The sequence below is a fragment of the Pseudomonas sp. nanlin1 genome, assembly GCF_045571515.1.
GTDB lineage: Bacteria > Pseudomonadota > Gammaproteobacteria > Pseudomonadales > Pseudomonadaceae > Aquipseudomonas.
Map to the genome: position 1 here is coordinate 3,983,345 of NZ_CP124218.1, position 21,441 is coordinate 4,004,785.

Annotated in this window: 19 protein-coding genes and 2 pseudogenes; 11 read left to right on the plus strand and 10 right to left on the minus strand. The window is 62.1% G+C overall.

Going from position 1 to position 21,441, the window contains the following annotated elements; genetic code table 11:
• Nucleotides 1-9: 9 nt before the first annotated feature.
• The 6 genes and pseudogenes from nthB to QCL65_RS18300 all read left to right on the plus strand — a co-directional run bounded on the left by nthB (nt 10) and on the right by QCL65_RS18300 (nt 5,557).
• On the plus strand, nt 10-672 hold the full coding sequence (nthB, locus tag QCL65_RS18275; RefSeq protein ID WP_407311187.1) for a nitrile hydratase subunit beta: 663 nt from the start codon (nt 10-12) through the stop codon (nt 670-672).
• Nucleotides 669-1,925, plus strand: a complete 1,257-nt coding sequence (locus tag QCL65_RS18280; RefSeq protein ID WP_407311189.1) for a GTP-binding protein — start codon at nt 669-671, stop codon at nt 1,923-1,925. The genes nthB and QCL65_RS18280 overlap by 4 nt, the downstream gene beginning before the upstream one ends.
• Nucleotides 1,926-2,318: 393 nt before the next feature.
• A pseudogene (locus QCL65_RS18285) lies at nt 2,319-2,942 on the plus strand (PAS domain-containing protein); the annotation flags it as partial.
• Between the two features lie 24 nt (nt 2,943-2,966).
• A pseudogene (locus QCL65_RS18290) lies at nt 2,967-3,227 on the plus strand (methyl-accepting chemotaxis protein); the annotation flags it as partial.
• A 185-nt stretch (nt 3,228-3,412) separates the two neighbouring features.
• Nucleotides 3,413-3,973 carry a cytochrome b gene (locus QCL65_RS18295; protein ID WP_407311191.1) on the plus strand — a complete coding sequence of 187 codons (561 nt, stop codon included), beginning with the start codon at nt 3,413-3,415 and terminating at the stop codon, nt 3,971-3,973.
• A 381-nt stretch (nt 3,974-4,354) separates the two neighbouring features.
• Complete coding sequence (locus QCL65_RS18300) at nt 4,355-5,557, plus strand: MFS transporter (protein ID WP_407311193.1); 1,203 nt, start codon at nt 4,355-4,357, stop codon at nt 5,555-5,557.
• Here QCL65_RS18300 and arfB read toward each other — a convergent pair.
• The 7 genes from arfB to QCL65_RS18335 form a co-directional block, all read right to left on the minus strand.
• Nucleotides 5,554-5,967: an alternative ribosome rescue aminoacyl-tRNA hydrolase ArfB gene (gene arfB, locus QCL65_RS18305; protein WP_407311195.1), complete on the minus strand. Its 414-nt coding sequence runs from the start codon at nt 5,965-5,967 to the stop codon at nt 5,554-5,556. The two genes, QCL65_RS18300 and arfB, sit on opposite strands and share 4 nt — an antisense overlap.
• A gap of 11 nt (nt 5,968-5,978) precedes the next feature.
• Entirely contained in the window at nt 5,979-7,178 is a 1,200-nt protein-coding gene (gene rluB, locus QCL65_RS18310; RefSeq protein ID WP_407311197.1) for a 23S rRNA pseudouridine(2605) synthase RluB, read from the minus strand.
• Nucleotides 7,179-7,292: 114 nt separating this feature from the next.
• Nucleotides 7,293-7,478: a DUF1289 domain-containing protein gene (locus tag QCL65_RS18315; RefSeq protein ID WP_407311199.1), complete on the minus strand. Its 186-nt coding sequence runs from the start codon at nt 7,476-7,478 to the stop codon at nt 7,293-7,295.
• A 7-nt stretch (nt 7,479-7,485) separates the two neighbouring features.
• Nucleotides 7,486-8,271, minus strand: coding sequence for an SMC-Scp complex subunit ScpB (scpB, locus tag QCL65_RS18320; protein WP_407311201.1), 786 nt, complete (start codon nt 8,269-8,271; stop codon nt 7,486-7,488).
• On the minus strand, nt 8,268-9,029 hold the full coding sequence (locus tag QCL65_RS18325; RefSeq protein WP_407316921.1) for a segregation and condensation protein A: 762 nt from the start codon (nt 9,027-9,029) through the stop codon (nt 8,268-8,270). Before QCL65_RS18325 ends, scpB begins: the two co-directional genes overlap by 4 nt.
• Before the next feature lie 68 nt (nt 9,030-9,097).
• A complete protein-coding gene (locus tag QCL65_RS18330) occupies nt 9,098-9,727 on the minus strand; it encodes an L-threonylcarbamoyladenylate synthase (RefSeq protein ID WP_407311203.1) in 630 nt (209 codons plus the stop codon).
• Between the two features lie 13 nt (nt 9,728-9,740).
• Nucleotides 9,741-10,601, minus strand: coding sequence for a PHP domain-containing protein (locus QCL65_RS18335; protein WP_407311205.1), 861 nt, complete (start codon nt 10,599-10,601; stop codon nt 9,741-9,743).
• Nucleotides 10,602-10,667: 66 nt separating this feature from the next.
• Between QCL65_RS18335 and QCL65_RS18340 the strand changes: the two genes are divergently transcribed.
• From QCL65_RS18340 to QCL65_RS18360, 5 genes are all read left to right on the plus strand, one after another.
• Nucleotides 10,668-11,264, plus strand: coding sequence for a septation protein A (locus tag QCL65_RS18340; protein ID WP_407311207.1), 597 nt, complete (start codon nt 10,668-10,670; stop codon nt 11,262-11,264).
• Between the two features lies 1 nt (nt 11,265).
• Nucleotides 11,266-11,565, plus strand: a complete 300-nt coding sequence (locus QCL65_RS18345) for a YciI family protein (protein ID WP_407311209.1) — start codon at nt 11,266-11,268, stop codon at nt 11,563-11,565.
• A gap of 18 nt (nt 11,566-11,583) precedes the next feature.
• Nucleotides 11,584-12,261, plus strand: a complete 678-nt coding sequence (locus tag QCL65_RS18350) for a response regulator transcription factor (RefSeq protein WP_407311211.1) — start codon at nt 11,584-11,586, stop codon at nt 12,259-12,261.
• A gap of 130 nt (nt 12,262-12,391) precedes the next feature.
• Complete coding sequence (locus tag QCL65_RS18355) at nt 12,392-12,826, plus strand: LTXXQ domain protein (protein ID WP_407311213.1); 435 nt, start codon at nt 12,392-12,394, stop codon at nt 12,824-12,826.
• A 69-nt stretch (nt 12,827-12,895) separates the two neighbouring features.
• The gene (locus tag QCL65_RS18360; RefSeq protein WP_407311215.1) at nt 12,896-14,236 is read left to right on the plus strand and encodes an ATP-binding protein; all 1,341 of its coding nucleotides are present in this window, start codon (nt 12,896-12,898) and stop codon (nt 14,234-14,236) included.
• A 12-nt stretch (nt 14,237-14,248) separates the two neighbouring features.
• On the opposite strand, the gene QCL65_RS18365 is transcribed toward QCL65_RS18360, so the two are convergent.
• From QCL65_RS18365 to QCL65_RS18375, 3 genes are all read right to left on the minus strand, one after another.
• The gene (locus QCL65_RS18365; RefSeq protein WP_407311217.1) at nt 14,249-15,751 is read right to left on the minus strand and encodes a YdgA family protein; all 1,503 of its coding nucleotides are present in this window, start codon (nt 15,749-15,751) and stop codon (nt 14,249-14,251) included.
• Nucleotides 15,752-15,971: 220 nt separating this feature from the next.
• Nucleotides 15,972-16,184, minus strand: a complete 213-nt coding sequence (locus tag QCL65_RS18370; protein WP_407311219.1) for a hypothetical protein — start codon at nt 16,182-16,184, stop codon at nt 15,972-15,974.
• A 199-nt stretch (nt 16,185-16,383) separates the two neighbouring features.
• Entirely contained in the window at nt 16,384-21,243 is a 4,860-nt protein-coding gene (locus QCL65_RS18375; protein WP_407311222.1) for an NAD-glutamate dehydrogenase, read from the minus strand.
• Nucleotides 21,244-21,441: the final 198 nt, after the last annotated feature.

Here is a 21,441-nt window from a genome sequence, read left to right on the forward strand (position 1 = left end):
GTATTCACAATGGATGGCTTTCACGATCTCGGCGGTTTCCAAGGCTTTGGCAAAGTCCCGCACACCATCAACAGCCTGAGCTACCAACCCGTGTTCAAGCAGGACTGGGAACACCTGGCGTACAGCTTGATGTTCATCGGCGCCGATCACTTGAAAAAGTTCAGCGTGGACGAAGTGCGCCACGCGGTCGAGCGCCTGGACGTGCGCCAGCATGTCGGCACCCAGTACTACGAACGCTATGTCATCGCTACCGCCACCCTGCTGGTGGAAACCGGTGTCATCACCCAGGCGGAGCTCGATCAGGCCCTGGGTTCGCACTTCAAGCTGGCGAACCCCGCCCATGCCCAAGGTCGCCCGGCGATCACTGGCCGAGCACCTTTTGAAGTCGGCGACCGGGTTGTCGTGCGCGACGAGTATGTAGCGGGGCATATCCGCATGCCGGCTTATGTGCGAGGCAAGGAAGGTGTGGTCTTGCACCGTACTTCAGAAAAATGGCCATTCCCGGACGCCATTGGCCATGGCGACCTGACCGCTGCGCATCAGCCCACCTACCACGTCGAGTTTCGTGTGAAGGACCTGTGGGGGGATGCAGCCGATGACGGCTTCGTGGTGGTCGACCTGTTCGAAAGCTACCTGGACAAGGCCGCCAGCTCGCCAGCGGTGAACCTATGATTGATGGCGACCCTGCGGGCCGACTGCCGGTAACCGTGCTTTCTGGCTTCCTCGGCGCCGGTAAAACCACCCTGCTCAATCACCTACTGCGCAATCGCGACGGCCTGAGAGTGGCAGTCATCGTCAATGACATGAGCGACGTCAACATCGATGCCCAAGAGGTGCAGCGCGACGTGGCGCTGCACCGGGGTCGGGATGAGTTGATCGAGATGAGCAATGGCTGTATCTGCTGCACGCTGCGCGCCGATTTGCTCGAGCAGATCAGTGCCCTGGCACGCCAGCAACGTTTTGACTACCTGCTCATTGAATCTACGGGGATCTCCGAACCGATGCCGGTTGCCGAGACCTTCGCATTCCTGGACGCAGAAGGCTTCAGCCTCAGCGAACTGGCGCGGCTCGATACCTTGGTGACGGTGGTCGATGGCAGTGGTTTTCAGGCACTGCTCGAATCGCCAGACATCGCGCCCCGCGACGACGCACAAACGGACACACCCAAACGCCTTCTGGCAGATCTGCTGATTGAGCAGGTGGAGTACGCCAACGTCATTCTCGTCAACAAACTGGACCTGATCGACGAGCCCGGTTATCAGGCCGTGCACGGAATCCTCCGCGGCCTTAACCCGACCGCGCGAATCATGCCGATGACCCACGGCAAGGTTGAGCTAGCAAGCATTCTCGGCACCCATCTGTTCGATTTACCCAGCCTGGCGGCATCGCCCGGCTGGATGAAAAAAATGCAGGCCGACGACACACCGGCCTCCGAGTCGGACACCTATGGCGTGACTTCATGGGTGTACCGCGAGCGGGCTCCCTTTCACCCACAGCGTTTTCTCGATTTTCTGCAGCGGCCCTGGCGCAACGGGCGCTTGTTGCGCAGCAAGGGTTACTGCTGGCTGGCCAACCGGCACCTGGAAACCGGCCTGTTGGTGCACAGCGGCGGGCAGTTCCAGTGGGACTATGTGGGGCACTGGTGGAACTTCATCGAGCAGTCGCAATGGCCGAGGGATGAATATCGGTTGCAAAGCATCATGACCAAGTGGGACAGCATTGTCGGCGATTGCCGGCAGGAGTTGGTCTTTATCGGCCAGGATCTGGATACCCACGCGTTACAGCGCGCCCTCGACGACTGCCTGCTCAGTGCCGAGGAAATAGCCGCCGGCCCATCAACCTGGCAAACGCTGCCGGGGGCGAAAGTCTTTGACGCCCAGGCGTTGTCGGCCCCGACGCAGCCCTCGCAGGCTGTTCCCATTTGACCGAGGTAGAGGTGCTCCATGCTTTTTTTTAGCCGATCCACACGCCGGGTATTGGCGCATCTGGCCGACCGGCTGGAGCAGCCTGACCAGGCGAGCCGGCCATTGTCATCGAACAACCGGTTAGTGCGGGCCATTCTGGCTAGCGTCGAACAGCTGCTGCAGGAGCGGCAAGCCGCTAAGGAGCAAGCCAGCGCATTAACCTGCCGCGTCAGCCAAGTGGAAGCGGACCTGGCCTGCCGTGACAAGTTGTTGCGGCAATGGGAGGCGCGCTGGGCACTGATGGTTCAAGGCGCAGGTGAGCAATTCTGGGAGCTGCAACTGGATGGAACCGCTGCACCTGGGCCGCAGTGTGCGATGACGTGGACCAGGCCTGCGGCGGACTCGGCCCAGGCTATGGGTCGGCTCGGCGCGTGGAGCGAACAGTTGCATCCGGACGACCGGCAAGCCCATCTGGCAGCGCTCGCCAGGCACCTTGCCGACCGTAGCGGGCGGACGGCATTTGCCCTCCAGGCGCGAATGAAGGCCGCGCCCGGCGACGACTATCGCTGGTGCAGCATCAGCGGTACATCGCAGCGCGATGGGCAAGGCGCCGCGCTGTGCATGGCGGGGACCGTTCGCGACATCCATGAACAATACCGGCACAACCAGGCGCTCGAACTGGCGGCTACACGCTTCGACATTTCCCGGGAGATGCTGCATGACGGGCTCTGGGATATCGAGGTGGTGGCAGGCGACCCGGCAAACCCGAAAAATACCATTTGGTGGTCTTCACAAATGCGCCGGCTGCTGGGCTGCAACACGGTCGAGGAATTCCCCAACACCCTGGAAAGCTGGACCTCGCGCTTGCATCCCGACGATAGCGCACGGGCCATCGGCGCCTTCGTCGCCCATGTGGACGACCGCAGCGGCAAGACGCCCTTCGATGTGGATTATCGACTCAAACACACAAACGGCACTTACCGCTGGTTTCGCGGCCGCGGGCAAACGCGCCGCGCGCAGGACGGCGCCCCGCAACGGGTGGTAGGTGCGATCACCGACATCCATGCCCACCATGAAGAAAGCACCCTGCGCGAGGCGCAAGCGCGACAACATCGGGAGATGCAAGAAACCCTCAACAGGCTGACGCAGATTGTGACCACCATCCAGGGCATTGCCAGCCAGACCAACCTGCTGGCGTTGAATGCCGCCATTGAGGCGGCGCGAGCCGGCGAAGCCGGTCGCGGATTTGCAGTGGTCGCCGATGAAGTGCGCAAGCTCGCCACGCGAACCAGCCAGGCGACCCAGCAAGCGGCCGAGATGATGGACAACTAGGTTCTGTAGGTAAAATGCCTGCGCGTCGACCCTGCTGCGTTGGAACCAGGCTGGCACAAAAAAAACGGGTAATTTTCTGGGTTCGGTGGTTTCTGCAGCAACATTAGGTAATTAGTTTTATCTTTTGCTTGTGAAAGACCACACTAGAAACGGATAGATACCCTGAGCCCGGATCCATGACCTGGAAAAATACCGAAGCACGCTATGGCAGCCTGTCGATTACCCTGCATTGGCTGATGTTGGTGATGCTCGCGGCCGTTTATGCCTGCATCGAACTGCGCGGGCAGTTCGCCCGCGGCTCCGATAGCCGCCTGCTGATCGTGCAGCTGCATTTTATGTTGGGCCTGAGCGTGTTTGCGTTGGTCTGGTTGCGGTTGCTGGCACGCAGCCTGGGCGTCACCCCGAAAATCGAGCCGACACCGGCTTTGTGGCAACGCTTGGGCGCCAGTGCCATGCATTGGGCGCTTTATGCCCTGATGATTGCCATGCCGGTGCTCGGCTGGTTGATCCTCAGCGGCGAAGGCAAGCCCGTACCGTTCTGGGGCTTGCAACTGCCCCACCTGATCGCGCCCAACCGCGAGCTGGCCGCGCAGATTCAAGACTGGCATATCAGCGTCGGCACCTGGGGCTATTGGCTGATTGGCTTGCATGCAGTGGCTGGGCTGTTCCATCACTACGTCATACGGGATAACACCCTGCGACGGATATTGCCCGGCCCTGCGCCTGAACGGCATTGAGCCTGCGCGAAGGACCTGTGACAAAATATTAAAACCGTCATCCACTCTAGGGTATCCTGCCCCGGCTTTGCACCGAGGCGGTCAATACGATCACCCGTCAACCAGCACTTGCGAGGAGCGCCCAAGATGCACGAAATCCCAAACCTCCCTTTCCCAAGCCTGCACACGCCCAAGCCTGAACAGCCGGCTCAATCGGCAGACTCCAAGCCGGCTGAGCACAGCTCGCAGCCTGGCAAAGAACGCGACAAGTAGAGGTACCTAAACGGCATGGGCACCCCCGCGATCACGCGCCGCCCATGTCGCCAATAAATGGCTTCACCTCGCGTCACCACCCGCTATCATTCTTATCTCGCCTTCTCTACCCGCTACTCGGATTCTTCAATGCCTGATCACCCGCGCCCCATGGCGGTTACCCTGCAAGTCGTGGCAATCGTTCTGTTCACCTTCATCGGCTACCTCAACATCGGCATCCCCCTGGCCGTATTGCCGGGCTATGTCCACAGCGACCTGGGGTTTGGCGCCGTCATCGCCGGGCTGGTGATGAGCGTGCAGTATCTGGCGACCCTGCTCAGCCGCCCCTATGCCAGCCGCATCATCGACAACCTGGGCAGCAAAAAAGCCGTGATCTACGGCCTGTCCGGTTGCGGCCTGAGCGGGGTATTCATGCTGCTGTCGGCCGCCCTGACCAGCCTGCCCCACTGGAGCCTGGCCAGCCTCCTCATCGGCCGCGTGGTGCTGGGCAGTGCAGAAAGCCTGGTGGGTTCAGGCTCCATCGGTTGGGGGATCGGCCGGGTGGGTGCGCAGAACACCGCCAAGGTGATTTCCTGGAACGGTATTGCCAGCTACGGCGCACTGGCCATCGGCGCACCGTTGGGGGTGCTGCTGGTGCAGTATCTGGGGCTATGGAGCATGGGCGTGAGCATTATCCTGCTGGCGGCGCTGGGCCTGCGCCTGGCCTGGCACAAACCGGCAGCGCCGGTGGTCAGCGGCGAGCGCCTGCCGTTTCTTCACGTATTGGGCCGGGTATTGCCCCACGGCATGGGTTTGGCGCTGGGCTCGATTGGCTTTGGCACCATCGCCACGTTCATCACTTTGTATTACGCCAGCCATCAATGGGGCAACGCCGCCATTTGCCTAAGCTTGTTCGGCGCCAGTTTTATCTGCGCCCGGCTGCTGTTCGGCGGCCTGATCAATCGCATAGGTGGCTTTCGGGTGGCCATTGCCTGCCTTTCGGTGGAAACCCTCGGGCTGCTATTGCTGTGGCTCGCCCCTAGCCAGGAATTGGCCCTGGCCGGCGCTGCGTTGACCGGCTTTGGCTTTTCCCTGGTGTTCCCGGCCTTGAGCGTGGAGGCGGTCAACCTGGTGCCGGCGTCCAGCCGCGGGGCCGCCGTGGGCGCGTACTCGCTGTTTATCGACTTATCCCTGGGGATTACCGGGCCACTGGCGGGCGCCATCGCCGCCGGGTTCGGCTTTGCTTCGATCTTTCTGTTCGCGGCGCTGGCGGCCATCGGCGGCTTAGCGCTGAGCGTCTACCTGTACAAACAGGCCACCCGCAACCCGCTTCGGCATGAAGAGATCGTTTAAAAGTCGATCTTGCCGCGCCCGGCCTTGATCGCGCCACGCTGGGTCTTACTTTCCAGGCGGCGTGTGCGCGAACCGAGGGTCGGTTTGGTGGGGCGGCGTTTCTTTTCTACCTTGCCCGCAGCCAGGATCAACTCGCGCAAACGCTCCAGGGCATCGGCGCGGTTTTGCTCTTGGGTACGGTATTGCTGGGCCTTGATCACCAGCACCCCTTCGCGGGTGATCCGGCTGTCACGCAAGGCCAGCAGCCGCTCTTTGTAGAACGGCGGCAGAGAGGAAGCATTGATATCGAAGCGCAGATGCATCGCGCTGGAAACCTTATTGACGTTCTGGCCACCCGCGCCTTGCGCGCGAATGGCTGTTAGCTCGATTTCATGGTCGGGCAAGTGAACGTCGTTGGAGATTTCCAGCATATCCGGCAGCCTTACTCCGGCTTGGGCTTGCGCCGACCAAAGCCAGGGCGCTGGCCGCTACCGGCAGGCGGGCCGCGGCGCTTGCCGGATGGGCCGTCGTCGACCAGCTTGATGCCAGGGCGCTTTTGCACCGGCTTGGCCGGGCGCTTGTTCATCTCGCTTGGGCGCTCGGCCACTGGCGTACCACCGGCTTTCGGGGCGCCACGTGGAGCCTCGCGGCGCGGGTTTTCCGTACGTGCGGCGTCTTGACGCGGGGCATTGTCGCCACGCGGCTGGCGTGCAGGGCGCTCTTCGCGAGCAGGGGCCGCGCCATCGTGGGCCGGGCGCAGGTTACGGACCCGCTCGCCACGGCCCAATGGGCGCGACGACTTACGCTGCAGGCGGTCGAGCTTTTCTTTGGACTTGGTGCTCATCGCCACCTGGGCCACGGCAGTCAGGCCCACTTCGGCCGCCAGGATATCCACTTCGCCCTGGGTCAGTTCGCGCCAGCGGCCCATGGGCAGATCGGAATTGAGGAACACCGGGCCAAAGCGCACGCGCTTCAGGCGGCTGACCACCAGCCCTTGGGACTCCCACAGGCGCCGCACTTCACGGTTACGACCTTCCATCACCACGCAGTGGTACCAGTGGTTGAAGCCTTCGCCGCCAGGGGCTTGCTGGATGTCGGTGAAACGCGCCGGGCCGTCTTCGAGCAGCACGCCGTTTTTCAGGCGCAACAGCATGTCTTCGTCGACTTCGCCGCGTACCCGCACCGCGTATTCACGGTCCATTTCATAGGAGGGGTGCATCAGACGGTTGGCCAGCTCACCGTCGGTGGTGAACATCAGCAGGCCCGTGGTGTTGATGTCGAGGCGGCCAATGTTGATCCAGCGGCCTTCCCGTGGGCGAGGCAGGCGGTCGAACACCGTAGGGCGGCCTTCTGGGTCGTCACGGGTGCAAATCTCACCGTCGGGCTTGTTGTAGATAATCACGCGGCGCACGGTTTCGGCCGCTTCTTCGCGCTTGATCACTTTACCGTCAACGGTAATGGCGTCGTGCAGGTCGACGCGCAGGCCGAGGGTGGCGGCAACGCCGTTGACTTTGATGCGGCCTTCGCCGATCCAGGCTTCTACGTCGCGACGCGAGCCTACGCCAATGCGCGCCAGCACTTTCTGCAGTTTTTCGCCTGCTGGGCCAATTTCCTGGCTGTCTGGCGTGTCGTGTTCACTCATGTTAAGCACCTCCCGGTGGGTCGAATTACTCAATCGCTAACGAGCAGGTCGCTCGAGGGTCGCGAATCATACGCTGATCGCGGGCTTTACGCAGCATAGTCGAGCCCGGCGCGGCTATTTCTTTTTCCGCCGACCGGCGCCCTTGAGCTTGGCCAGGCGTGCCTGAGCCACGGCGGCCGCGGCCTTGCGCTCGCTCTTGTCGAGCTTTTTCCAGCTTTTGATCTCACGTTTACTACGGCCGCAACCGAGGCAAATTTCGTCGTCAAACTTACAAAGGCCGATACACGGGCTCTTGCTCATGGGCCTTTCACTCCTGGCGCGGTGGCTGAATGTCCTCGATGGGGGATTCGTCATCGGCGCCCGTAGGCTCCGGCAAATCATCGAAGTCAGTTTTCAGACCCTCCTCCATGGAGTCGAGTTCGACCAGAAGGCTGCGGAAGCTGGTTTCATTGCGCGGTTCACTGGCCTCAGCCTGGGGATCGCTGGCGTCGGCCAGTGCCTGCAGGTGCGCGGGCACGGGCAGGTCGTCATCGGGCTCGTCGACTGACGGTGCCGGTTCCAGTTCGCGCAGCTCGGCCAAAGGCGGCAAGTTGTCGAGGTTCTTCAGGTTGAAATGGTCAAGAAACGCCTTGGTGGTGGCAAACATGGCCGGCCGCCCAGGCACGTCGCGGTAGCCCACCACCCGCACCCACTCCCGTTCGAGCAAGGTCTTGACGATGTTGCTGTTGACCGCCACACCGCGCACGTCTTCGATCTCGCCCCGAGTGATGGGCTGGCGGTAGGCGATCAAGGCGAGGGTTTCCAGGAGTGCACGGGAGTAGCGCTGTGGACGCTCTTCCCACAGGCGCCCGACCCACGGGGCGAATTTTTCACGGATCTGCAAGCGGTAACCCGAGGCCACCTCAACCAGTTCGAAAGCACGTTTGTCGCAGGACTTGCGCAATAACTCCAGGGCCTTTTTGAACACTTCGGGCTCTGGCCGCTCACCTTCTTCGAATAGTTCGTAAAGGTGGTTTAGGGCTTGCGGCTTTCCTGAAGCCAGCAGAAAAGCTTCGAGCAGGGGGGCCAGCTCGCGGGGTTCGTTGAGGTTCATGATTCGGCTCGGGCGCGGACGTGGATAGCGGCAAACGGCTCATTTTGCACCAGTTCCACCAGGGATTCCTTGACCAATTCAAGAATCGCCATAAAGGTCACCACCACCCCCAGCTTGCCTTCTTCGGCACGGAACAGCTCAACGAAGGGGACAAACCCACCGCCTTTGAGGCGCTCCAGCACCTCGCTCATGCGTTCACGGGTGGACAAGGCTTCGCGGCTGACCTGGTGGCTTTCGAACATGTCGCCACGGCGCAAGACTTCGGCCATGGACATCAGCAGTTCTTCCAGGCTGACGTCAGGCAGTAACTTGCGCACCTTGGCCTGGGGCGCGTCGAGCTGCGGTACATAAATGTCGCGGCCTACCCGCTTGAGGCCGTCGATGCCTTCGGCGGCCGCCTTGAAGCGCTCGTATTGCTGCAGGCGACGGATCAACTCGGCGCGCGGATCGTCCTCTTCCTCCTCCACGTGTACCGAGCGCGGCAACAACATGCGCGACTTGATCTCGGCCAGCATGGCCGCCATCACCAGGTACTCGGCCGCTAATTCCAGGCGCACGGTTTTCATCAACTCGACGTAGCCCATGTACTGGCGGGTGATTTCCGCCACGGGAATATCGAGGATGTCGACGTTCTGCTTGCGGATCAGGTAGAGCAGCAAATCCAGCGGGCCCTCGAACGCTTCGAGGAATACCTCTAGGGCGTCCGGAGGAATGTACAGGTCCACCGGCAACTGGGTGACGGCCTGCCCGTACACCAGCGCCAACTGCAATTGCTGGGGGGCGCTGAACGGCCCGTCGGCCAGGGGCTCGGCGGCCGCCTCTGCACTCACGCCTGGGCCATGAACGGCGATGGGTCGCCGCAGCCCACCCGGACCACTTGGGGTTCGTCGTCGGTCAGGTTGATCACCGTCGAGGCCTCAAGGCCACCGTACCCGCCATCGATCACCAGATCGACCTGATGCTCCAGAACCTGGCGCATTTCGTAGGGATCGTTCATGGGCTCCTGCTCACCCGGCATGATCAGGGTGACGCTCATCAACGGCTCGCCCAGTTCTTCCAGCAGGGCCAGAGCGATGGGGTGGCTGGGCACGCGCACACCGATGGTGCGGCGCTTGGGGTGCAGCAACAGGCGCGGCACCTCGCGCGTCGCATTGAGGATAAAGGTGTAAGGCCCTGGGGTGTGGGCCTTGAGCAGGCGGAACGCGCCCGTATCGACCTTGGCGAACAGGCCCAATTGCGATAGGTCTGAGCAGATCAAGGTGAAGTTATGCTTGTCGTCCAGCTGGCGCAGACGGCGCACGCGCTCGATGGCGCTCTTGTCACCGATCTGGCAACCCACAGCGTAGGATGAGTCGGTGGGGTAAACCACGACCCCACCCTTGCGGATGATCTCCACGGCCTGTTTGATCAGGCGCGCCTGGGGATTTTCCGGATGGATCTGGAAAAATTGACTCACGTGCTGTTCCTGTTCAAACCGTGGAAGGCTGTTCATGTTTGAATCGGCACCACAAGGGTGGCAGATCCTCGGGCAGAGGCCGCCAGGCGCCGATTTCGCCCCAGGCGCCGGGGCCGTGAAAATCACTGCCAGCACTGGCCAGCAGACCGAACTCGCGGGCAAGGATGGACAGAGTCCCCACCTGCTCCGCCGGCTGCATGCCGTTGACCACCTCGATGGCATGGCCGCCGGCCTGAAGAAAGTCGCCGACCAATTTGCGCCGCTTGCTGCGGGTGAAATCATAATGCAGGGGGTGCGCCAAACTGACCCATGCATTAGACCGCCGCAGAGTCGCTACGGTTTCCTCCAGGGTCGGCCAATGTTGTTTGACGTCACCCAGCTTGCCTGCCCCCAGCCATTTGCGGAAGGCTTCGGCGCGGTCTTTGACGTAGCCCGCGCGCACCAGGAAATCAGCAAAGTGCGGCCGCGCCGGGGCGTTGCCGCTGTCACCGAGCTCCATTTGCAGGGCTCGGGCGCCGTCGAGCGCGCCAGGCATGCCTTTGATCGCCAGTTTGCGGTCGATTTCTTCCGCCCGCAGCCAGCGCCCATGGTGCAATTGCTCGATGGCCGCCTGCAAGGGCGGCGCATCCAGGGCGAAACCATAGCCCAGTACATGGATGGTAGCACCGCCCCAAGTGCAGGACATTTCGACCCCACTGACCCACTGCATGCCCAGCGCAGCCGCGGCCGCGCGGGCCTCGAGCTGGCCTTCGAGGGTATCGTGGTCGGTCAGCGCCAGGGTCCGCACGCCGTGTTCGAAGGCACGGTTGACCAGTACAGTGGGCGCCAGCGCCCCGTCGGAGGCCGTGCTGTGGCAATGCAGATCAACATTCATAGGTGGCGCTTTCGCTGTCTTTGATGTTTGTTATTATGCCCGCACATCCCGCTCCTGGCTGCCATTGTGAAACAACTCATCGATTTCATCCCGCTCATCCTGTTTTTCATCGTTTACAAGACCGACCCACGCACGCTCGACATCGCTGGCCACAGCGTCAATGTGGGCGGCATTTTCAGCGCCACGGCGGTGTTGATCATCAGCTCGGTAGTGGTCTACGGCATTCTGTTCGCCCTGCAGCGCAAGCTGGAAAAGAGCCAGTGGTTCACCCTGCTCGCCTGCCTGGTGTTCGGCAGCCTGACCCTGGCCTTTCACAGCGAAACCTTCCTCAAATGGAAAGCGCCGGTGGTCAACTGGGTGTTCGCCGCCGTGTTCGCTGGCAGCCACTTCATTCGCGGCCCAGTGTTGATCAAGCGCATCATGGGCCACGCGCTGACCCTGGCCGACCCTATCTGGACCCGGCTCAACGTGGCCTGGATCATCTTTTTCCTGTTTTGCGGCGCGGCCAACCTGTTCGTCGCCTTTACCTTTCAGGAATTCTGGGTCGACTTCAAAGTGTTCGGCAGCCTCGGCATGACCGTGCTGTTCCTGGTCGGCCAGGGCGTCTACCTTTCCCGCCACATGCAAGACAGCACCCCTTCCACTCCGAAAGCCGAGGATTGACATGCTCTACGCCATCGTTGCTACCGACGTCGCCAACTCGCTGGAAAAACGCCTGGAACTGCGCCCACCTCACCTGGACCGCTTGCAGCAACTGCAACGCGAAGGCCGCCTGGTACTGGCCGGCCCTAACCCGGCCATCGACAACGACGAACCCGGCGAGGCGGGTTTCAGCGGCAGCCTGATCGTGGCCGAGTTCGATTCCCTCGACGCTGCCCAGGCCTGGGCCAAGGACGATCCCTTTATGCTCGGCGGGGTGTATGCCGACGTCAGCGTCAAGCCGTTCCGCAAGACCCTGCCCTGAGCTGCGCAAGAGCCCCCCATGAGCGACCTGCTGTTAATTGACGACGATGTTGAACTCTGCGAACTGTTAGCCAGTTGGTTGAGCCAGGAGGGCTTTGTGGTCCGCGCGTGCCATGACGGCGCTAGCGCTCGCCAGGCGCTGGCCAACCAGGCCCCGTCGGCGGTAGTGCTAGATGTCATGCTTCCCGATGGCAGCGGCCTGGAGGTGCTCAAGCAACTGCGCAACGAGCACCCTGAGCTGCCGGTGCTCATGCTGTCGGCGCGGGGCGAACCGCTGGATCGCATCCTTGGCCTGGAGTTGGGCGCCGACGACTACCTGGCCAAGCCTTGTGATCCGCGCGAGTTGACTGCGCGCCTGCGCGCCGTGCTGCGCCGTAGCCACCCGGTCGCCAGCAGTGGCCAGCTGGAATTGGGCGATCTGTGCTTCAGCCCGGCCCGTGGGGTGGTCAGCATCGATCAACTCGACATCAACCTGACCATCTCCGAAAGCCGCATCCTCGAAGCCCTGATCCGCCAACCCGGCGAGCCCCTGGACAAACAGGAATTGGCGCAGCTGGCCCTGGGGCGCAAGCTGACCCTGTACGACCGCAGCCTGGATATGCACGTGAGCAACTTGCGGAAAAAGATCGGCCCGCACGCCGATGGGCGCCCGCGCATCGTCGCCTTGCGCAGCCGTGGTTACTTCTATGCGCAGTGAAACTGTGTAAATCGTTGTACGAATTGCCTTTACTCAAGCTTTACGCTCACCTGACCGCCGCTGACTTTGATCTCCCTAAACTGAGCTCATCCGGTAAACACCCGCCGGGAACGAGACAAGGAGATTCACCATGCGCAAGACCCTGACCGCCCTGCTGTTCGCCGCTGCCCTGCCCACCGTTGCCATGGCCATGCCGCCCGCCGGTCCCGGTGAAGGCTTCGACAAAGGCCCCGGCATGGGCCCACGCCACGGCCCAGCGCCTTTCGAACAACTGGACCTGGACCGCGAGCAGCGCCTGCAGATTGGCAAGCTGGTCGGTGAAGACCGCCACGGCGACCGCGAAATCACTCGCAAATACCTGGAAAAACTGCCAGCGGCTGATCAGAAGGCCATGAAAGACGAAATCCAGGCGCGCCACGATAAAACCCGCGCCGAGATCCGCGCATTGCTCAAGCCGGACCAGCAGAAACGTTTTGACGAGATGAACAAAGAAAAAGACCAGCGTCGCGCTGAGTGGGCTGAATTCCAGGCCTGGAAAGCCCAAAAGGCTGGCAAAACCCAGTAACCTGAGGCCCCAGTACTGCACCCGACCTACACCAGTAGGTCGGGTTTTTTAATTAAGGGGGTATTGACCTTGCGTTCACTGTTCTGGCGCATTCTGGCCAGCTTCTGGCTTGCCATCGCCTTGGTTGCCGGGCTGTCGGTATTGATGGGGCATGTACTTAACCAGGACGGCTGGGTGCTCAGCCGTCACCCCGCCATTCGCGGTTTCGCCCAGGCCTGGACCGAGCGCTATGAAAAGGACGGCGCCGACGCGGCTCAGCAGATGCTCGAGCGGCGTAAACGCAAGTACCGTATCGACACCCAGGTGCTTAACGAGAATGGCGACGCTGTGGTGCCGGGCACTTTTGCGCCGCGCGCGGCCGCCTTCGAGGCTCGTCAGGACCGCAAGGACGGTGGCCCGCCCCTGCCCTGGCGGCGCCTCACCGCCGAGTACACCAGCCCGACCACGGGCGATACCTTTCTGTTGATTTACCGCATCCCCCATCCGGAGCTGGAAGCCTGGCAGCGCCATAGCCTGATGTGGCCCATCGGCGCATTGGCTATTGCCCTGGTGGTGCTCACCCTGTTCAGTCTGTTCGTGACCCTGTCGATCACCCGCCCCTTGAGCCGCCTGCGCACCGCCGTGCACGACCTGGGGCAAACCACCTACCAACAGAACAGCCTGGCGCAATTGGCCGGGCGCCGGGATGAGTTCGGCGTGCTGGCCAATGACTTCAACCGCATGGGCTCGCGCCTGCAAAGCATGATCGGCAGCCAGCGCCAATTGCTGCGGGACGTCTCACACGAATTGCGTTCGCCCTTGGCGCGCCTGCGCATCGCGTTAGCGTTGGCCGAGCGCGCGGAGCCTGAACAACGGGAAAAACTCTGGCCGCGCCTGAGCCTGGAATGTGATCGCCTGGAAGCGCTGATCAGTGAGATTCTGGCCCTGGCCCGGGTCGATGCCGAGCAAGCCACCGCCGAGCCGGTGTCGATCAACGCGCTTTTGGATAGCGTGGCCCGAGACACCCAGTTGAGCGCCGCCGAACAACGCATCAGCGTGGTGGCTGAGCCCAACCTGAACCTGCACGGCTGGCCGACCATGATCGAACGCGCGGTGGATAACCTGTTGCGCAACGCAGTGCGTTTCAACCCGGCCGAGCAACCCATCGTGCTGGCTGCGCGACATGCCGACAACCGTATCGAGCTAAGCGTGCGCGACCATGGCCCGGGCGTTGCTGAAGCACACCTGGCGCAACTGGGCGAGCCGTTCTACCGCGCCCCAGGCCAGACCGCACCCGGCCATGGCCTGGGCCTGGCCATCGCCCGCCGTGCTGCCGAGCGCCACGGCGGTAGTTTGCGCCTGGCCAACCACCCTGAGGGGGGCTTTATCGCCACCCTCATTTTGCCCCTGGTGCCCAGCGCCACCTTGTGACTCGCCCGGTATTTACGGGGCGGGCCGCACCAGGCCCGCGAAGTTGTTCATCAACAAGCCCAGGAATTGCTCCAGTGGAATGTCTTTACCGTTCAGGTTGACCTGACCATTGGCGTAGCGCAGGCGGCTGACGACATCAGCGCCTTCGAGCACCGCCATCTGCGACGAGAGCGCCAGAATACTGGTCATTTCGCTGACCAGGTTGGCCTGCTGAAGGATACGTTGCGGGTCGCTCTGCCCTTGTAGGCGAGCTTGCAGCGCACCCACGTCGCTGAGCATTGGCTTGGACAACGAAACATTGGCGTCCAGGCGCTTGACCACCTGCTGGCCCAGCTCCAGCGAAGGCAGGGTGGTCGAGGTCGGGGCGTCGAGGTCGACCAGCAGGTTGATACGGCTCTCACCGTTGGCGGTCTTCAACGACAAATTGTCCAAGGCCACTTGTGGCTTGCCACTGAGGACCTTCAACAGCTGAGTTTCATAGGCCGCACGCTCGTCTGCGCTCAACTCCACCTGAAACCGCGGGGAGCCCGCAGGGGCCGCGGCCTGGCCACGATCGGCGGCCTGTTCGATGATTTTCAGGCCCGCCTGCAACGCCGGGATGTCCAAGCGCTTGGCGCTCAGCGCGAGCTGTACGTTGCCCAAGGGCTGGCCATCGAGGGTGACGTCGGCAACGCTGTAGGCCAAGCTGGCATTGAGCTTTTCGCCCTCGGCGCTGCTGTCGGTCTTTTGCTCGAATTTTTTCAGCGCCAGTACTTTCTGCGGCGCGCCGAAGGTCATGCTCGCGCTGCTCAACTCGATCAGGTTGTTACCCAGGTAGAAGCCATAGGGGCTCTGATGCAGGTGGCTGGCCAGGGTCAGACCGTTCCAGTTGACCTGCAGCGGCGGCCGGTCGGGCGCCCGCAGGTCGAGCTTGAACAGGTCCATATAGCCCTGCAACTTGAGGTTGTTGGCATCGGCGTCGGCCGAGAGGTCCAACTTCAGGCCCGAGTACTGCAGGGTAGATACTGCATCGAGTTGGATGTCGGCGGGGATCAGTTCGAGGGTGCCGTCGAACCCGTTGTCATATCCCAGGTTCACCAGCGCCCCCACCGGCGGGACGCCATGGGTCGCATCAAACCATTTGGCCGTCGCGTCGTTGCGTTCCAACTCATAATGGCTGGTCACCATGACCGGCCACAGCTTGGCCTGCTTCACCCGCGACCACGGCAGTGGGCCATGCTCGATGTGGTCGACAAAGAGCAACTCGACGGGCGCCTGGGCTTGCGCACCTGGTTTTGGAATGATCGTAAAACGATAGTGGGCGGTGCTGGTGAACCAGTGCCGCTCCACAGACAGCAACTCCAAGTGGGCCGTACTGCTGGCGCCCTGGCGGGAGGCTTTGATCTGGCTATTGATATTAGCCACCGTGCCGAGCAATACCCCTTCTACCTGCTGCCCGGTGTACCAGGCGCCGCCTGTCGCCACGGCGCCGACGACCACGGCGACACCCACCAGTGTGCTGACTATCTTATTCATGGGAAACCCGATCATGTCCGTTGGGGTATTGGCGCTCGTTATCCCTGCCGCGATGGGTAGCGAGCGAAAGTTGCGCAAGGGTAGCACTGCCTGGGGCAACGGACGAGCGGTACAGAGTAATGGCCCGGGAAAGGCCGCAGACGACTGAAGCGCCGTGCCGAGCGGCGTTGGCGCTTCATGGGCGAGTGCGACGCACACGCCTGGTTACACTAAGCTGGGTTCAATACCACAGGCCCGCCAAGTATTCATGCCCGGCTGCGGTCAAGGTAACGCGCTGCACGCGCAGACCGTCAGCGCGGCGAACCCTGTCGATCGTGACGAAACCGGCCAAAGCCAGGGCCGTCAGGGTTTGGTGGGTGCCCACCGTGAGATAGGCTTCCCCTGAAGCGATGGTAGCCAGCAGGCTGCAATGTTTTTCTTTGTAGTCGATCATGGTGTAGCCCCTATGCATGGGATCTTGTTGTCATTTGCAGTGTAGGCCCATCTGCGCAAGAAATGCAGCCCATCATGTACGACGTTTCGCTAATGGCAGCCTAGGAAATACCTACAGGCCAAAAAAAACGCCCGATGCAGCGCATCGGGCGTCCTTTGAAAGAAATGCATCAAAGCATTTCAGCGCTGCAGGCCCCAGGCTAGAGGGCTGTCGAGGTACCGCTGAGGGCCAGGTCCATCAGCTCCCGGTTGGCCACTGCATACATGGCATAGTCAGTCCCGGTGGCGGCCCTGAGTTCGTCCAACATGGCCCGCCAGCGCACCACCATCGTTTCATGCTGTGCCAGCCAGAGGTCGACCCGCTCCTCGATATCATCGGGTGCGTCCTGCATCTGCAATACCGAGATGGTGATTGCCCGCTGCTGCAGGTCGATGTCATCGCGGAACGCCTCGCGGGCCAGCGCCTGCCAGTTGTTTTCCACCGGCAGGTTGCTGATCTGTTGCAGATACCAGGTGAGGTCCAACTGGCTACCCAGGGCGAAGAACGCCTTGGCCACTTGGGCAGCGCTGTGGCCAGTGACGTCGGCGGCTTCGATGATGGGCAACAAGGTGTACAGGTGGCTGGTGCCCGCGACCATGCGCGCCAGCAGCTCCGGCACCCCGGCTTCGACATAGGCTTGGTAGCGCTCTTGCCAGCCCTCACGGGTCGGCCCTTCGAGCAGTTCGTCCAGCTTGAGCCCCAGCGCCGCGATTTGCGGGCCGAAGTGGGCGACGTCACGCCCGGCATCCAGGTCGTTACGGCGGCTGCGCAGGAACCAGCGCGTGGCGCGGCGGCCCAGGCGCATCAGCTCATCCATCAGGGCCAGTTGCACGTCGGCAGTGACCTGGTAGTCCAGCGCTTCGATCTGGCGGAACCAGTGGGGCAGATGGAAGATATCGCGCACCACCACATAAGCGCCGGCGACGTTCGCCGGGCTCATGCCCGTGGACTCCTTGAGGCGCTGGACAAAGGTAATGCCCATGTTATTGACCAGGTCGTTGGCGATCTGGGTGCTGACGATTTCGCGCTTCAGGCGGTGGCGGCGCATGGCGTCGGCGTACTGGTGCACCAACGATGGCGGGAATGCGGTTTCCATGTCGCGGGTCAGGTACTCGTCGTCGGGCACCTGAGATTTGAGCAGAGACTCCTTGAGGTCGATCTTGCTGTAGGAGATCAGCACCGAAAGCTCGGCGCGGGTCAGACCCTGATTGGCCCCGGCCCGCTCCACCAACTGTTCTTCGGAGGGCAGGAACTCGATCGCCCGGTCCAACTTGCCACGGGCTTCCAGGTCGGCCATCAGACGCTTGTACTCGGCAATCCGCTCGTAGGCACGGCGCGCCGCCAGGGACAGGGCCTGGGTCTGCTTGTAGTTGTTGCCCAATACCAGGTTGGACACCTCGTCAGTCATGCTGCCGAGCAACAGGTTGCGCTGTTTCTCGGTCATGTCGCCGGCCTGCACCACTTCGTTGAGCAGGATCTTGATGTTCACTTCATGGTCGGAGCAGTCTACGCCGCCGGCGTTGTCGATGAAGTCGGTGTTGGTCTTGCCGCCGTGCAGGCCATATTCAACCCGGCCCAGTTGGGTCAGCCCAAGGTTGCCACCCTCGCCCACCACTTTGCAGCGCAGCTCGCTGCCGTTGACCCGCAAAGAATCGTTGGCTTTGTCACCCACGTCGGCATGGCTTTCCAGGCTGGACTTCACATAGGTGCCGATACCGCCGTTCCACAACAGGTCCACCGGCGCTTTGAGCAGCGCATTGAGCAACTCGGTGGGGGCCAGGCGGTCAGCGACGATGTCGAAGCGCTCTTTCATTTGCGGGCTAATGGCGATGCTCTTGGCACTGCGCGGGAAAATCCCGCCGCCTGCGGAAATCAGGCTGGCGTTGTAATCGGTCCAGGCCGAACGCGGCAGGTCGAACAAACGCTGGCGCTCGGCGAAGCTGGCGGCGGCGTCCGGGTTAGGATCGATGAAGATATGCAGGTGGTTGAAAGCGGCCACCAGTTGCAGCTTGTCGGACATCAACAGGCCGTTGCCGAAGACGTCGCCGGCCATGTCGCCAATGCCGACGACGGTGGTGAGATCTTGCTGCACGTTGATCCCGCGTTCGCGGAAGTGGCGCTGCACGCCGACCCACGCGCCGCGCGCGGTGATGCCCATTTTCTTATGATCGTAGCCCGCCGAACCACCCGATGCGAACGCGTCGCCCAGCCAGAAACCGTAGTCAATGGCGATGCCGTTGGCGATATCGGAGAAGGTCGCCGTGCCTTTGTCCGCCGCCACCACCAGGTAGGGGTCGTCATCGTCGTGACGCACCACGTTGACAGGAGGCAATACGCCGCCGTCCTTGAGGTTGTCGGTGATGTCGAGCAAGCCCGAGATGAAGATCCGGTAGCAGGCGATGGCCTCGTTCTGCACCTCGTCACGGCTGCCGCCTAGTGGCAGGCGCCGGGGCACGAAGCCGCCCTTGGCCCCGACCGGCACGATCACCGAGTTTTTCACCTGCTGGGCCTTCACCAGGCCAAGCACCTCGGTGCGGAAGTCTTCTTCGCGGTCCGACCAGCGTAAGCCGCCGCGGGCGACGTTGCCGAAGCGTAGGTGAACGCCTTCGACTCGGGGTGAGTAGACGAATATCTCGAACTTGGGCACCGGCTTGGGCAGTTCGGGGATCAGCCGCGGGTTGAACTTGAAACTGAAGTAAGACTTGCTCTGGCCGTTAGCGTCCGGCTGATAGAAGTTGGTGCGCAGGGTCGCTTTGATCAGGTCGAGGTAGCGCCGCAGGATGCGGTCTTCGTTGAGTACCTGGACATCGTCGAGGGCGTTGAGGATGGCTTGCTCAAGGCGTTGCTGCTTGTCTTCCAAGTCGTCGCCGGCCAGTTTGCGCGCCAGGTAGAATCGCGTCTTGAACAGGCGGGTCAGCTCGCGGGCAATGTCGGTGTGGTTGTTCAGGGTGCTGGCGATGTAACCCAGGTCGAAGCCCAGGCGGATCTGCTTCAGGTAACGTGCGTAGGCCCGCAGCAGCGCGACGTCGCGCCATGGCAAGCCCGCGGTCAAGACCAGGCGGTTGAAGGCGTCGTTTTCGGCGTCGCCGCGCACGATGTGAACGAAGGCGTCCTGCAGGGTGTCGTTGAGCTGCTGAATATCCAGGCTCAAGCCTTCGCTGTAGGTAAAGGCGAAGTCGTGAATCCAGAACTCACGGCCCTTGCTGTGCCGCAAGCGGTACGGGAACTCACCCAGCACCCGCAGGCCCAGGTTCTCCAGGATCGGCAGAACATCCGACAGCGCCAGTGGCGTGTCCGCGTGGTAGAGCTTGCAGTGCAACTGCCGCTCGCCGCTCTGGGCCAATGGCTGGTAGAAGCTCATGACAATCGGGCGGGTGTCCGACAGCGCCTGCAAGTGCTGCATATCGACCACCGCCGAATGCGGGGCGAAGCGCTCGCGGTAACCTGCCGGGAAGCCTTTGGGGAAATCGGCTAGTACGTTGGTGCCCTGGGCTTCGCCGAAGCTCTCGACGGTGAGGCTGGCGTAGTCGTCCTGCCACGAACGGCAGGCCTGGATCACTTCTTTTTCCAACTGCTGGGGGTCGATGTCGATGCGGTTCTTCGGGTCGACCCGCAAGATCAACTGCACACGGGCCAGCACCGACTCGGAGAAGAAGGTCCAGAATTCGCAGTCGCTGGCTTTCAGGCGCTCCATCAGCACCTGCTGGATTTTCTGCCGCACTTCGGTGGAATAGACATCGCGCGGTACGTAGGCCAGGCAGTAACAGAAACGCCCGTAAGGATCTTTGCGCAGGAATACGCGGATCTTGTTGCGCTCCTGGATCTGCACGATCGACATCACGGTGCTGAACAGCTCATCCACGGGGGTCTGGAACAGGTCGTCGCGGGGCAACACCTCGACCACTTGCGCCAGTTCTTTACCCAGGTGCGCCTTGGCGTCGAAGCCGGAGCGGTGCTCGACCTCGGCCACCTTGCGACGGATGTAGGGGATCTGACGCACGCTTTCGCCGTACACCGCAGAGGTGTACAGGCCCATGAAGCGGCATTCCTTGATGACCTTGCCGTCGGCATCCAGTTGGCGGATGGAGACGTAGTCGGGGTAAGCCGGGCGGTGCACGCGGCTGGGGTGCGCAGCCTTGGCGAAGGACAGTAGCAACGGCAGCTGCAGGTATTGCACGGCGTAATCTTCGATTCGCAGCTCTTCGGCCGCCAGGCCGGGGCGTAGTACACGGGGCAAACCGAGGAAGGACTGCTCGTCGTAGACCAACTGGCCGCCGCTGCCGTCGGCATTGACGGTGAACTCTTCGTACCCCAGGAACGTGAAGCGATTACCCAGCAACCACTGCAGGAACGCCTGGATCTCGGCTTTTTCTTCGCTGTCGATGGGGAACGGGTTGCGCTCGACCAGTTCGACCAGCTCGCGCACCTTGGCTTTCATCGGTTCGAAATCGGCCACGGCCACGCGCACTTCACCCAACACCTGCTCGATTTCCCGCGCCAGCATGTTCAACTCGGCGGCATTGGCGCAGCGGTCGATCTCCAGATACATCAGCGATTCTTGCAGCACGTTCTCGCCCAGGCTGCCCTTGGGCAGCACTTCGAGCAATTCGCCGGCGGGGCCACGCTGCACGCTCAGTACGGTGGTTTGCAGGGTGTGGATGCTGTAACCGCGGCGGTTGAGTTCGGTGCGTACCGAGTCGACCAGGAAGGGCAAATCGTGGTGCAGCACCTCCACCGCCGTATGGGTGGACTGCCAACCATGGCGTTCGTAATCGGGGTTGTAGACCCGCACTTGGGGATGCGCGTGTTCGAAGCGCTGCATCAGCCGCCAGGCCGACAGCGTGCAGCCGACCAGGTCGGACAGCCGACGCTGGGTCAGCTCGTCCAGGGAAATGATGCCGAAGAACTGCTCCGCGAACAGGGCCACTTGTGGCAGGCCCTGTTCCCCGATGTGCTGCGCCAGGGCCGATTGCAGTTGATGCTGAAAATCGGCTTTGCTGGCCGCGGTGAAGAACGCCATCTGTGATACTCCGCTTGGGCTTGTTATTGAATGAAGCGTCGCGAGTGAGCCGCGTTACGGATCAACCATAGCCAATCCGCGCGGCGGGGTGGAAAAAAGGTCTACTAATTGCCCCAGCTTACCCATTGCCTGGGCTGCACTCTTGCGGTGCAGCGACATATTCGGACATGCAGGAGTTATCGTATAAGCCCACTGGCA